Raw genomic sequence first — 12,851 nt, 5'->3', positions numbered from 1 at the left:
AAGATTATGGTTGCAATTAGAAGCGCTCATTTGACATCTGCAGGTGAATTTGCCGTTGATAAATGGGTTGCTAGTCTCAAACTTAGCAACAATGACTCAGAAAAAAAGTTAATTGAACTTTGGCATTACTGCTTTAGCAAAGTTCAGCACTATGAAAATAGTCAATTATTACTTTGGCGTGGGATCGAGATGGGAGAAATCCTGTCAACATTAAGTATGGATCTCGATAGTCTGCGCGCAGCAATGCTATTTCCACTAGTTGATGCCAAAATTGTCAATGAGGAAATTATTAATATTGAGTTTGGTAAATCCATGCACGCTTTAGTTAAAGGTGTGATGGAGATGGACGCCATTCGCCAGTTGAATGCTAACCAATTAGGCGACAAGAGTTCTAGCCAGGTAGATAATATTCGCCGGATGTTACTCGCCATGGTGGAAGATTTTCGTTGCGTGGTGATTAAGATAGCAGAACGCATTGCCTATTTACGTGAGGTAAGGGATCGCTCTGAAGATGAAAGAGTCCTAGCAGCAAAAGAGTGCTTAAATATATATGCTCCTTTGGCCAACCGTTTAGGCATTGGGCAATTGAAATGGGAGCTAGAAGATTTCTGTTTTCATTATTTACACCCGGATGAATATAAAAAGATTGCTGAATTACTCCATGAACGACGTATTGATCGTGAACGATATATTGATGATTTTGTTTCGTCACTGCGACACTTTATGTTACAGGAAAGCATTACAGCAGAAATTTATGGCCGTCCAAAGCATATATATAGCATCTGGCGAAAGATGCAAAAAAAATATCTGACTTTTGATGAACTTTTTGATGTTCGCGCTGTGCGGATTGTCGTTGAACGTTTGCAAGACTGTTACGCTGCATTAGGTATTGTGCATACCCATTTTCGTCATTTACCTGATGAATTTGATGATTATGTTGCTAATCCAAAACCAAATGGTTATCAATCCATTCATACTGTGGTATTAGGGCCAAACGGTAAAACGATTGAAATACAAATTCGGACTCGACAAATGCACGAAGATGCAGAATTAGGTATTGCTGCTCATTGGAAATATAAAGAAGGAGCAGTAATAACGGGCAAAGAGAGTAGCTATGAAAATCGTATTGTCTGGTTGAGAAAATTGATAGCCTGGCAGGAAGAGATGGCTGATTCAGGGGAAATGCTTGATGAAGTTCGTAGCCAGGTTTTTGATGATCGCGTCTATGTTTTTACTCCTAAAGGTGATGTTATTGATTTGCCTGCTGGTTCAACCCCACTTGATTTTGCCTACCACATTCATAGTGATGTTGGCCATCGCTGTATTGGCGCTAAGGTCAGCGGCCGAATTGTGCCTTTTAGCTATCACTTACAGATGGGAGATCAAGTTGAAATTATCACGCAAAAGTATCCAAACCCTAGCCGTGACTGGCTCAATCCAAATTTAGGTTACATTACGACAAGTCGTGGTCGCGCTAAGATCCACAATTGGTTTCGTAAGCAGGATCGTGATAAAAATATCCAGGCAGGAAGGCAAATATTAGATAACGAACTTAATCATTTAGCGGTAAGTTTAAAAGAGGCTGAAAAGTTGTTATTAACGCGCTACAACGTTAACTCGTTGGATGAAATTCTCGCTGGTATTGGCGTTGGTGATATTCGTATTAATCAACTGGTAAATTTTTTACAGAATAAATTTAGCCAAACGACTGCCGAAGAAGCCGATCGCGCCGCTTTAAAGACGTTGGAAGATAAAATATCTGCTAACCGCTTGCCAGTAAAGGATAGTGGTAGCATTGTTGTAGAAGGTGTTGGCAACTTGATGCACCACATTGCTCGTTGCTGTCAGCCAATTCCTGGTGATGATATTGTTGGTTTTATTACCAAAGGTCGAGGTATTTCTATCCATCGTATCGATTGTGAGCAACTGATTGAGCTACAATTGCACGCTCCAGAAAGAATAGTCGATGCTATTTGGGGAGAAAACTACTCAAGTGGTTATTCATTAGGCCTGCGAATTCTTGCTAATGATCGGAGTGGATTATTAAGAGATATCACGACTGTCCTTGCTAATGAAAAAGTAAATGTTTTAAGTGTTAGTAGTCGTAGTGATATTAAACAACAATTGGCCACGATTGATATGAATATTGAAATCTATAATTTACCTGTTTTAGGTCGTATTTTGGCGAAATTGAATCAACTTCCTGATGTATTCGAGGCAAAACGTCATATTAAGTCGTAATTATTACCTCATGTTTTAGCAAGCAGTGCGTTAATTGGTTTTTGATCTTTATTAACTTTGGATGGAAATTACATGCAAACGGACTCAGGTACAATAGAACGATTGTTATTGATTATGACTCAGTTACGTGATCCTGAGCATGGTTGTGCATGGGATAAAGTGCAATCTTTTGCCACAATAGCGCCTTATACGCTGGAGGAAACTTATGAAGTTCTTGATGCGATTGAACAACAGGATTTTGCTGCTTTAAAAGAAGAATTGGGTGATTTACTGTTTCATATTGTCTTTTATGCTCAAATGGCAAAAGAACAAGCATTATTTGATTTTAATGAAATCTGCCAAGTTGTTAATCAAAAGTTAATATCACGTCATCCCCATATTTTTGCTGGGCAATCACGCGTAAATAGCGATAAAGCAAACTATGATTGGGAAAAAAATAAAGTTAAAGAACGAGCAGCAAAAAACCAGCATTCCGTTTTGGATGATATTCCACCAGTACTGCCGGCATTAATGAAGGCTAATAAAATGCAAAAACGCTGTGCAGCTGTGGGTTTTGATTGGAAAGAATTTGCACCAGTATTAGCCAAAGTGCATGAAGAAATTGAAGAAGTTTTGGCAGAAATTAATAAGCCTGCACCGATACAGTCGCGTATTGAAGAAGAAATTGGTGATTTACTTTTTGCAGTGGTTAATTTATCGCGCCATCTTGGCCATGAGCCAGAATTAGCATTACAGAAAGCGTGTCATAAATTTGAACGCCGCTTTCGTCAAGTAGAAAAACTGATCTTAAACAAAGGCAGTTCATTAGAAAATGCTACACTAGATGAAATGGAAAAACTTTGGCAGCAAATTAAAAAAGAGTGATTCCTGTTTTTAGCTGAATGGATTAAATATTAGTTAGAATGTTATAATCGAGCAGCTATTTGTTGCAGGGAATTGACCAAAGTTAATTCTTGATATTAAAAGATTATTGATGAAAATTAACCTTAATAGGCTAAGAACATTTGTAGCAGATTTAAGGTTAGGGTATACTGCTTTCCCGTCCTGTTATATTCATCGTCTTTTACACCTAAATTTTCAGGTTCAGCATGAAAACAAATTATATTTTTGTAACCGGCGGGGTAGTTTCCTCTCTGGGCAAAGGCATTGCCGCAGCCTCTTTGGCTGCTATACTTGAAGCCCGTGGACTGAATGTTACCATTATGAAACTGGATCCTTATATTAATGTTGATCCAGGCACGATGAGCCCAATCCAACATGGAGAAGTTTTTGTTACTGAAGATGGTGCAGAAACTGATCTTGACCTAGGGCATTATGAACGTTTTATTCGTACTAAAATGACACGCCGTAATAATTTCACCACCGGTCGCGTATACTCTGAAGTGTTACGTAAAGAGCGTCGTGGTGATTATTTAGGCGAAACCATTCAAGTTATTCCTCATATTACCGATGAGATCAAAAATCGGATTATTCGTGGCGGAGAAGGTCATGATATCGTTTTGGTTGAAGTTGGTGGTACAGTGGGCGATATTGAATCTTTACCTTTTTTGGAAGCGATTCGCCAATTAGCTGTTGATGTTGGTCGTAAACACACCCTTTTCTTGCATCTTACTTTAGTCCCTTATTTACCTGCTGCGGGTGAAGTTAAAACCAAACCGACGCAACATTCGGTAAAAGAACTTCTTTCTATTGGTATTCAGCCGGACGTGTTAATTTGCCGTTCTGATCGGGTTATTCCTGTAAATGAACGGGCAAAAATTGCGCTTTTCTGCAATGTACCGGAAAAAGCGGTGATTTCATTAGAGGATGTTGATTCAATTTATAAAATTCCTGCATTATTGAAATCTCAGCAGTTAGATGATTATATTTGTGAGAAATTTGAACTTGCATGCCCAGCCGCTGATTTGTCTGAATGGGAACAGGTTATTGATGCGCAAGCCAACCCGGTAGGTAAGGTAACTATTGGCATGGTAGGTAAATATATAGAGTTACCTGATGCTTATAAATCGGTTATTGAAGCGTTAAAACATGGCGGTTTAAAAAATCGTTTAACAGTAAATATTAAACTGATTGATTCGGAAGATATTGAAGCGCGTGGTAGCGAGCTACTAAAAGGACTTGATGCTATCCTAGTTCCAGGTGGTTTTGGTGAACGGGGTGTCGAAGGAAAAATTATGGCAGCACGTTACGCACGGGAAAATAATATTCCTTATTTGGGTATTTGCCTGGGAATGCAGGTTGCCCTGATTGAATATGCTCGTCATGTTGCCGGTATGGCAGGGGCAAACTCGACAGAATTTGCGCCAGATTGTCCCTATCCAGTTGTTGCTTTAATTACGGAATGGTCTGATGACAGTGGTAATATTAAAGTTCGCAATGAGAAGAGTGATCTTGGCGGTACGATGCGAGTAGGTGGTCAATTATGCCATTTAGTGAAAGGCAGTAAAGTCCGTGAGTTATACAATAGCGACACAATTATGGAACGGCATCGCCACCGTTTTGAAGTCAATAATATGCTTTTAGCGCGGATTGAAGAAGCGGGTTTATGTATTGCAGGACGCTCGGCGGACAATAAGCTGGTGGAAATTATTGAGGATCCTAACCATCCTTGGTTTGTAGCTTGTCAGTTTCATCCTGAATTTACTTCGACACCAAGGGATGGTCATCCTTTATTTGCTGGTTTTATCAAAGCTGCGAAGGAATATCAGCAAGGCCAGCTGAAATGAGATATGGGTTAATGGTATTAATTTGTTACCATTGGCTGAAATTTAACTTGTACTGAGGAAAATTTAATGTCCAAAATCGTTAAAGTCATCGGGCGTGAAATCATCGACTCCCGTGGTAATCCGACTGTTGAAGCAGAGGTTCATTTAGAAGGGGGATTTGTTGGTTTAGCAGCGGCACCCTCTGGTGCATCGACCGGTTCACGAGAAGCATTGGAACTACGTGATGGTGATAAAGCTCGCTTTTTAGGTAAAGGTGTCCTGAAAGCAGTTGCCGCAGTGAATGGCCCGATTGCTGATGCGTTGATCGGCCAAGATGCCAAAGATCAGGCTAATATCGATAAAATCATGATCGACTTAGATGGTACAGAAAATAAATCTAAATTCGGTGCTAATGCGATTTTAGCCGTTTCACTGGCTAATGCTAAAGCGGCAGCGGCGGCAAAAGGCATGCCTTTATATGAGCATATTGCTGAATTGAATGGCACGCCGGGTAAATTCTCTATGCCCTTACCGATGATGAATATTATCAATGGTGGCGAACATGCAGATAACAATGTAGATATTCAAGAGTTTATGATCCAGCCAGTCGGCGCAAAAAGCTTGAAAGAAGCAGTCCGGATGGGTTCAGAAGTTTTTCATCACCTGGCAAAAGTATTAAAAGCCAAAGGCATGAATACCGCGGTGGGAGATGAAGGTGGTTATGCGCCAAATTTAGAATCTAATGCTGCCGCTTTAGCCGCAATTAAAGAAGCCGTTGAAGCAGCAGGCTATGTGTTAGGTAAAGATATTACCTTAGCCATGGATTGCGCTGCCTCAGAATTCTACAACCAGGAAACCGGTAATTATGAGCTGAAAGGTGAAGGTAAAACTTTTACTTCACAAGAGTTTACTCATTATCTGGAAGAATTAACCAAACAATATCCTATCGTTTCTATTGAAGATGGGCTTAATGAGTCAGATTGGGATGGTTTTGCCTATCAGACTAAAGTGTTGGGTGACAAAATTCAGTTAGTGGGTGATGATTTATTTGTTACTAATACCAAGATCTTGCGAGAAGGTATCGAAAAAGGTATTGCTAATTCCATTTTGATTAAATTCAATCAGATTGGTACCTTAACCGAAACTTTAGCGGCAATTAAGATGGCGAAAGATGCGGGTTACACGGCGGTTATCTCACATCGCTCAGGTGAAACTGAAGACGCGACAATTGCAGATTTGGCAGTAGGAACAGCAGCGGGTCAGATCAAAACAGGTTCTATGAGCCGTTCTGATCGGGTAGCTAAATATAACCAATTAATTCGTATTGAAGAAGCATTAGGTGAAAAAGTTCCTTTTAATGGTCTAAAAGAAGTGAAAGGCCAGGCTTAAGTTTACCGTTGTTGATTCAACAGATACTAAAGGCGAGAGACTTATTGTTATCTCGCCTTTTTATTAATTATCCTTTGGATGTCGTTATGGTTTAATAAGGGCAAAGGTTTATTGATGTTTTCAATTTATTATGGTTGCCGGCCAAAAATTAGCAATCCAGAATTTTCAAATAGACTATCACCACGTAGAGAAAAATTTTGCGCGATGAGCGTACCGTTTAATTGAATATTATTATTTTTGCATGAATAACTATTACTACATTGATAAGGATGGCTTTCCAGAAAAATATTTTGTCCTTTGACAATAGCTTGTTGGTCAAGTTTAAACTGACTATGGTGTAAATAAGTTAAATGAGTATCCGGTTTGATTAGGTGCTTAAGTTTAATATTAGCTTGCTGAAGGCTATAGGAAATCGCGCCAGTTGCGGCAAGGAAATGTTGCTGTCCAGCGTTAAGAGTAATGTTATCATTGATGGTAATTTTATCGGCGACAAGATTGAGTTTAGCAACATTTATTTTAGCCTCAATATTCACCAGATTATTAATGGGCAAAGCATTTTCTCTATCATCAGTTAAATTAATCCTGCTACCTATTGTGGTAATGAATTTTAAACTCTTCAGCTGTTGTAACGTTTTCTCCGCTGGGATTTCCAATTTACCTGCGATAAGCGACAGATTTTTGACATTGTCTGTTTTACCATTTTTCCAACTGATCCCGTTAGGATTGGCAATAATCAGATCAGCAATAGTTCCTTTAATACCGATTGAGCCTTGTAGATTAGAGTGTTTATTACTAGTAATTTCTGCGATAATAATCATAGCCGCTGTGTTATCCAGTTTTGGATTTGACAGAATATCGTTATTAAAGGTAATGCTATTTTGACTAAAAGGCAGTTCAGAAAAAGTATTATATGAAATTCCATTTTCCAGTGGTTTAGCAATTTCAACAGTAGAAGTATCAGCATAAATAAATTTATTAAAACTAATTAAAATAAATAATATAAAATTTAAACTTAATTTGGATAAAATTGAGTAATAGTCCATTATAACTCCTTTTAACATTAATATATTTATGATAAAAAATTTATGTCAGGTTTATTATATATGAAATTCTAGATTTTGATTTTACCAATAATCTTATTTAAAATTGCTTTAGATAATTAATGTCAAATTATTTTTAATTATAAATATGATTTTATGAACTAATATTTTATTTTTTTAAGTTGATTAAATAGCTATTTATTTTTTTATTTATAATAAATATTAAATACAATAAAAAAGAAAATTTGCTTTGATATTGAAATCGTCTATATTTCAGTTGCTTTTTACTTGTGATTTTAGGAGCTAATTATGGAAAATCAAATCCAGAAAAAAATGATGCCAGAAGAAGTTAAAGGGTGGAATTGGGGCGCTTTTATGTTCAGTATTTTTTGGGGGTTTGGTAATCGAACTTATTGGCCACTTCTTTGTATTATTCCACTATTTAATTTTATTTGGATGTTTGTATGTGGTTTTAAAGGGAATGAATGGGCATGGTGTAATGGTAACTATAATGATGTAAGAACGTTTAAAGTGGTACAGGATACTTGGAATAGAGCTGGATTGGCTGCATTTATTATTAGTCTGATTTTTATTATTCTCTATTTTTTATTTTTTTCAGTATTTGCTATTTTTTATTTTACTAGTCCCGATTACGGACATGTTCAGGCGGGATAGATTATTATCTCAATGCCTAATAATAAAAAGAAATAATTGTCAATTTTTATTAATGAGGAAAAATAACCTTTCAATAGAAGGGTTATTTTTCCATAATATTATTAGAGGTGAATAGTTAATGTTATCCCCGGTTTTAAATCTGCTATTTTAACGCCAGAATTCCAATTCATAAGATCCTTAAGATCGATACCATGACGTTTAGCAATACTATAGTAGGAATCCCCTTGACGGACTTTGTAGGTCTTGATATTAACTTTACCTTTCTTGCCTAGGGAAGTGCTATTTTTAGCAATCATAGTTGCTGTACGATAACTATGTTTGCCGCTAATTTTTAAAGTTTGCCCAATCCGCAAGTTGGCTGTTTTCATACCATTTAGTGACTTAAGTTTATCGGTTGTCATGTTAAAACGTTTGGCGATAGTCGATAAGGAATCACCGCGTTTAACTTTATAACTACTGATAGCAAGTTGTTTAGCTAATAGCTGTTTATTATTTTTGGCAACTGCAAGACGAATACTGTTCAATACATCTTGATCAGAAAGCGCATCTTTAAGCAGCTCAGCTTTATCGGTTGGTAGCATAATAGTGTAGGGGCCGGTGGGTGGGGTTATATTATGCTTTAAATTAGGATTATAGGCTTTAAGTGTGGTTAACGACAGCCCAGAAAGTCTAGCTGCTTGCGGTAAAGTAATTTGTTCACCGATATTCACTTGGGTAAGCGCATTATTTTTATTGGTCGTTGGTAATGGCAATGTATATTGATCGCTGTTGCGTAATATATCACTGAGAGCCAAAATTTTTGGCACATAGTTCATGGTTTCTTTAGGTAATGATAACGACCAATAATCTGTAGGTAATCCAAGGGTTTCATTTTTCTTAATGGCATTAAGTACGCAGCCTTCACCACAATTATAAGCAGCCAAGGTTAAAGGCCAATCACCGTCGAATAAATTATTTAAACGTTGAAGTAAATTTAGCGCTGCAGTAGTAGAGGCAGCGACATCTCTGCGTTCATCAACCCATTTATTTTGTTTTAATCCATAGGATTGACCGGTCAATGGAATAATCTGCCATAATCCTGTTGCCTGTGCCTGAGAGGTTGCATGGGGATTAAAAGCGCTTTCCACAATAGGAACTAAGGCCAGCTCCATTGGCAAGTTACGCTGATCAATTTTTTCAACAATCCAGTACATGTAAGGCTCTGCGCGTAATGTCACATTCTGCAGATAGCTTTTTTTGGCTAAATAAGATTTGATTTGATTTGCGATCCTGGCATTAGCAGGAATATCCATTTTCAGCTCATTACTAATATAACCCCACAAATCATTTTCTATTAAATAGGTTGATTCCCAAGCGGTGGTTTCAATATCTTGATTGGCTGAAGACGGATCTGGTGTTTGCTTTTTGGGGTTCATTTGACAGCCAACAAGCAAAACAGAGGCGAATAGTATCGCTTTTGTCTTCATTAATGTAACCTATCCTAGGCTGTTATTTATTCAATTGCTTAATAAAGAGGTCAATGATACTGATCTCGTTAGCTAATGACAACCATCAATTTAAAAGCGATCTTTTAGTTTGCGAATTTTGGCAAACACATCACAATTTGAAGCAGTAGCAGGCGAAAATCCCAATACTTTTTGTAAATTTGGATCGTCATATCTTAAGAAAATATTAATCTTTTTTTCAACTTTAAGTTGTGATGGCAGTGTGGGTTGTTTTTGGGCTCGTTTTTGATTGACGGCTAAAGTAAAGGCTTTTATCGCCTCATCATGGGGTAATAAATAACTGGCAAATGCCATATTGGCAGCGGTGTACTCATGTGCGCAACAGACTAACGTCTCATCAGGTAAAGCTTTAAGGGTTTCAATCGAGTGATACATTTGTTCAACTGTACCTTCAAATATACGTCCACAACCACCAGAAAATAGGGTATCACCACAAAATAGATAAGGTTTTTGATAGTAAGCAACATGTCCTAGTGTATGTCCTGGCACAGCTAAAATTTGCCATGAAAATCCAGCAAAGTTTAGCTGCTCTCCACCTTTTATAACACATGTTGTTCCTTTATTACTGGTTTCCATTGGGCCATAAACGACTAATTCTGGATAATAACTTTGTAATTCTTTGACACCATCGACGTGATCATGGTGGTGGTGAGTGAGTAAAATAACGACTGGCTGTATGGCATTTTGTTGTAAAAATTGCTGTACCGGCTTAGCGGTACCAGGGTCAACAATAATACAATTACCTTGATTGATTAATAGCCATATATAATTATCAACTAGGGAAGGAATTCTGATAAGCTCCATAATATAATAATGCCTCATAGCTAATGGGTTAGAAGGATATTACAATGAAGTCAGCTCGTATTGCTCAACTGTCTAAAATGCCTGACTCCTGGGAAGATATCCCATGGGGAGAGTATTATCGTATTGCATTGAACCAGCAGCTACAACCATGGTGGCCAAAAATATTTGGTTTCCATTTGTTAAAAATTGGTCAATTGAGTTTACAAATTGACACTCAATCATCGCTGATTACTCATCAATTTAGCATGAATCTTGCCGGTAGCAACTTTCAATTATTAGGTGATCCTAATAAAATGCCTTTTGAGGACAAATCGATTGATGCCTGTCTTTTGATTCAGCAACTATCTTACACTAATAACCCACATTGGTTATTGCGTGAAGCCGATAGAATTTTAGTTGATGATGGTTGGCTAATTTTATCTAATTTTAATCCCTTTAGTTTGTTAGGGATAGGGAAATGTATTCCTTTTTTGCGTAAGCGGCAACCCTACCTTAGTCATATGTTCTCAACCTGGCGTCAACTTGATTGGTTGAGCTTATTGAATTACGAAGTACTGCATCACCAAAGTTTTCAAATGATACCTTGGGTAAGTCCTAACCATTTTATCAATAAAAATTTGCAATTTGCCGGTTGTATTAATCTTATCATTGCCCGTAAAAGAACGTTACCGTTGACGCCAACACCAAAAAAACTTATGCGAACCCGCCTGAAAATAGGTAATACAGTTGGGATAGCTAAGTGTTGGCGTAAACGTCATTAATTTTGCTCCGCCTGGTAGCCGCTATCCTCTTCTGTTGGAGAATTTGCTGCATTTCTTGCTAATTCATCGCATCGCTCATTTTCTGGATGACCCGCATGGCCTTTAACCCAGTGCCATTCTACCTGATGTCGCGAAATTGCTGCGTCTAATCGTTGCCATAAATCAACATTCAAAACAGGCGATTTATCTGCACGTCGCCATTGGCGATTTTTCCAGTTGTGTATCCATTGAGTGATCCCTTTACGTACATATTGACTATCTGTGGTTAGAATAACCTGGCAGGAGTGCTTCAGCGTTTCCAAACCAATAATGGCAGCCATTAACTCCATACGATTATTGGTGGTACGAAAATAGCCCTTGCTCAATGTTTTTTCATGTTTATGATAACGGAGTAAAATACCATAGCCGCCTGGGCCTGGATTACCTAAGCAAGAACCATCGGTGAAAATTTCTACCTGTTTCGTCATTTCTGATAAACTCATTTTATTGGTGATTTATAACCCTAAGTCTGACATAAAAAGGCACTATGAGCACAGTGATTACACGACAAATTGTTCTTGATACGGAAACTACTGGTATGAATAAGCTAGGGATCCATTATGAAGGGCATAATATTATTGAAATTGGGGCGGTAGAGGTAATTAATCGCCGCCTGACCGGCCGTCATTTTCATGTTTATATAAAACCAACACGATTAGTTGATCCTGAAGCTTTCGAAGTTCATGGTATTAGTGATGAGTTTTTACAGGATAAACCCACATTTGCCGAAATAGCGGATGAATTTTTAGATTTTATTCGCGGTGCTGAGTTAGTGATCCATAATGCCCCTTTTGATATTGGATTCATGGACTATGAATTTTCTAAGTTAAATAGAGATATTCCACCAACCGCCAACTTTTGTCAGATCACAGATAGCTTGGTGCTGGCCAGAAAGTTGTTTCCGGGAAAACGGAATAATCTTGATGCTTTATGTGATCGCTATCATATTGATAACTCAAAGCGTACCTTACACGGCGCATTGCTCGATGCTGAGATCTTGGCCGAAGTTTATATGGCAATGACAGGAGGCCAAACCTCTTTAGCTTTTTCAGTTGATTCTGAGCCGGGTAGTGAGGTTTATGTAGGGGATATTAAACGAATAAAGAGAGAGGCGTCTGGATTAAGCATAATTTATGCAAATCCAGAAGAAATTGCTGCCCATGAGGAACGACTGGATTTGATTGAAAAGAAAAGTGGCAGGATTTCGCTTTGGCGATCGAATAATAGTGAAAAAGAGCAGGTTAAACATTAACCACTATTGCTTTTTTAGCTGAAAAAATGTGCAAACAGTGATTTTTTTTCTAAAAGATATTGACGTATAGATAGCTGATTCGTAATATCGTGGTCGTTCTTAACTCGATTATATCGTGGTGCGGTAGTTCAGTTGGTTAGAATACCGGCCTGTCACGCCGGGGGTCGCGGGTTCGAGTCCCGTCCGCACCGCCAATATTATGAAACCCTGAGCAATAAGTCTCGGGGTTTTTTGTCTTTTTTAGAAAATTGGCACCTTTTTTCCAGTAAAATCATATCCAATCTCACAGCCTTTTTGCTTAGAAAAAATTAGGATGTTAGTGTTTTGGTTTTCGATGTAGCACAAACTGTGTTGTTATTATTTTTTCATTCACTTATTTTGATTCCTTTGTGATTAATTAAGGTTTTGTTACCGTTGGTTATTTAGGCTAGGTACCTAGA

General features: G+C 37.9%; 11 protein-coding genes and 1 tRNA gene. 8 read left to right on the top strand and 4 right to left on the bottom strand.

Features of this window, described 5'->3' with window-relative positions:
* Positions 1 to 6 precede the first annotated feature (6 nt).
* From relA to eno, 4 genes are all read left to right on the top strand, one after another.
* Positions 7 to 2,241: a GTP diphosphokinase gene (gene relA, locus LDL57_RS03140; RefSeq protein ID WP_225507044.1), complete on the top strand. Its 2,235-nt coding sequence runs from the start codon at positions 7 to 9 to the stop codon at positions 2,239 to 2,241.
* Positions 2,242 to 2,313: 72 nt separating this feature from the next.
* Positions 2,314 to 3,105: a nucleoside triphosphate pyrophosphohydrolase gene (gene mazG / locus LDL57_RS03135; protein ID WP_180560608.1), complete on the top strand. Its 792-nt coding sequence runs from the start codon at positions 2,314 to 2,316 to the stop codon at positions 3,103 to 3,105.
* A gap of 224 nt (positions 3,106 to 3,329) precedes the next feature.
* Entirely contained in the window at positions 3,330 to 4,967 is a 1,638-nt protein-coding gene (gene pyrG / locus LDL57_RS03130; RefSeq protein ID WP_180560607.1) for a glutamine hydrolyzing CTP synthase, read from the top strand.
* Between the two features lie 66 nt (positions 4,968 to 5,033).
* A complete protein-coding gene (gene eno / locus LDL57_RS03125) occupies positions 5,034 to 6,335 on the top strand; it encodes a phosphopyruvate hydratase (RefSeq protein WP_180560606.1) in 1,302 nt (433 codons plus the stop codon).
* Positions 6,336 to 6,463: 128 nt separating this feature from the next.
* Here the strand turns inward: eno and LDL57_RS03120 are convergent, their stop codons facing one another.
* Entirely contained in the window at positions 6,464 to 7,378 is a 915-nt protein-coding gene (locus LDL57_RS03120; protein ID WP_180560605.1) for a two-partner secretion domain-containing protein, read from the bottom strand.
* A gap of 306 nt (positions 7,379 to 7,684) precedes the next feature.
* Here LDL57_RS03120 and LDL57_RS03115 point away from each other — a divergent pair, with 306 nt between their 5' ends.
* Complete coding sequence (locus LDL57_RS03115) at positions 7,685 to 8,050, top strand: ribonuclease G (protein WP_180560604.1); 366 nt, start codon at positions 7,685 to 7,687, stop codon at positions 8,048 to 8,050.
* Between the two features lie 101 nt (positions 8,051 to 8,151).
* Here LDL57_RS03115 and mltD read toward each other — a convergent pair whose 3' ends face one another.
* Positions 8,152 to 9,516 (bottom strand): murein transglycosylase D, encoded by a 1,365-nt coding sequence (gene mltD, locus LDL57_RS03110; protein WP_180560603.1) that lies wholly within the window; start codon positions 9,514 to 9,516, stop codon positions 8,152 to 8,154.
* Positions 9,517 to 9,606: 90 nt separating this feature from the next.
* On the bottom strand, positions 9,607 to 10,359 hold the full coding sequence (gloB, locus tag LDL57_RS03105; protein WP_225507042.1) for a hydroxyacylglutathione hydrolase: 753 nt from the start codon (positions 10,357 to 10,359) through the stop codon (positions 9,607 to 9,609).
* A gap of 44 nt (positions 10,360 to 10,403) precedes the next feature.
* Between gloB and LDL57_RS03100 the strand changes: the two genes are divergently transcribed.
* Entirely contained in the window at positions 10,404 to 11,120 is a 717-nt protein-coding gene (locus LDL57_RS03100; protein ID WP_180560601.1) for a methyltransferase domain-containing protein, read from the top strand.
* On the opposite strand, the gene rnhA is transcribed toward LDL57_RS03100, so the two are convergent.
* Positions 11,117 to 11,587 (bottom strand): ribonuclease HI, encoded by a 471-nt coding sequence (gene rnhA, locus LDL57_RS03095; protein WP_180560600.1) that lies wholly within the window; start codon positions 11,585 to 11,587, stop codon positions 11,117 to 11,119. The genes LDL57_RS03100 and rnhA overlap by 4 nt on opposite strands.
* Before the next feature lie 59 nt (positions 11,588 to 11,646).
* Between rnhA and dnaQ the strand changes: the two genes are divergently transcribed.
* Together dnaQ and LDL57_RS03085 are read left to right on the top strand one after the other, a co-directional pair.
* Entirely contained in the window at positions 11,647 to 12,411 is a 765-nt protein-coding gene (dnaQ, locus tag LDL57_RS03090) for a DNA polymerase III subunit epsilon (RefSeq protein WP_180560599.1), read from the top strand.
* Positions 12,412 to 12,528: 117 nt separating this feature from the next.
* A tRNA-Asp gene (locus LDL57_RS03085) sits at positions 12,529 to 12,605 on the top strand.
* Positions 12,606 to 12,851: the final 246 nt, after the last annotated feature.

The sequence above is a fragment of the Arsenophonus apicola genome (genome assembly GCF_020268605.1).
Taxonomy (GTDB): domain Bacteria; phylum Pseudomonadota; class Gammaproteobacteria; order Enterobacterales; family Enterobacteriaceae; genus Arsenophonus; species Arsenophonus apicola.
The sequence above is the reverse complement of the archived record's forward strand: the minus strand, read 5'-3'. Positions and strand labels throughout refer to the sequence as shown.

Excerpts from the sequence above, each read along its gene's own strand:
- pyrG (WP_180560607.1), top strand. The coding sequence starts at position 3,330 with ATGAAAACAAATTATATTTTTGTAACCGGCGGGGTAGTTTCCTCTCTG.
- eno (WP_180560606.1), top strand. The coding sequence starts at position 5,034 with ATGTCCAAAATCGTTAAAGTCATCGGGCGTGAAATCATCGACTCCCGT.
- dnaQ (WP_180560599.1), top strand. The coding sequence starts at position 11,647 with ATGAGCACAGTGATTACACGACAAATTGTTCTTGATACGGAAACTACT.
- mltD (WP_180560603.1), bottom strand. The coding sequence starts at position 9,516 with ATGAAGACAAAAGCGATACTATTCGCCTCTGTTTTGCTTGTTGGCTGT.
- mazG (WP_180560608.1), top strand. The coding sequence starts at position 2,314 with ATGCAAACGGACTCAGGTACAATAGAACGATTGTTATTGATTATGACT.
- rnhA (WP_180560600.1), bottom strand. The coding sequence starts at position 11,587 with ATGACGAAACAGGTAGAAATTTTCACCGATGGTTCTTGCTTAGGTAAT.
- LDL57_RS03115 (WP_180560604.1), top strand. The coding sequence starts at position 7,685 with ATGGAAAATCAAATCCAGAAAAAAATGATGCCAGAAGAAGTTAAAGGG.
- gloB (WP_225507042.1), bottom strand. The coding sequence starts at position 10,359 with ATGGAGCTTATCAGAATTCCTTCCCTAGTTGATAATTATATATGGCTA.
- relA (WP_225507044.1), top strand. The coding sequence starts at position 7 with ATGGTTGCAATTAGAAGCGCTCATTTGACATCTGCAGGTGAATTTGCC.
- LDL57_RS03100 (WP_180560601.1), top strand. The coding sequence starts at position 10,404 with ATGAAGTCAGCTCGTATTGCTCAACTGTCTAAAATGCCTGACTCCTGG.
- LDL57_RS03120 (WP_180560605.1), bottom strand. The coding sequence starts at position 7,378 with ATGGACTATTACTCAATTTTATCCAAATTAAGTTTAAATTTTATATTA.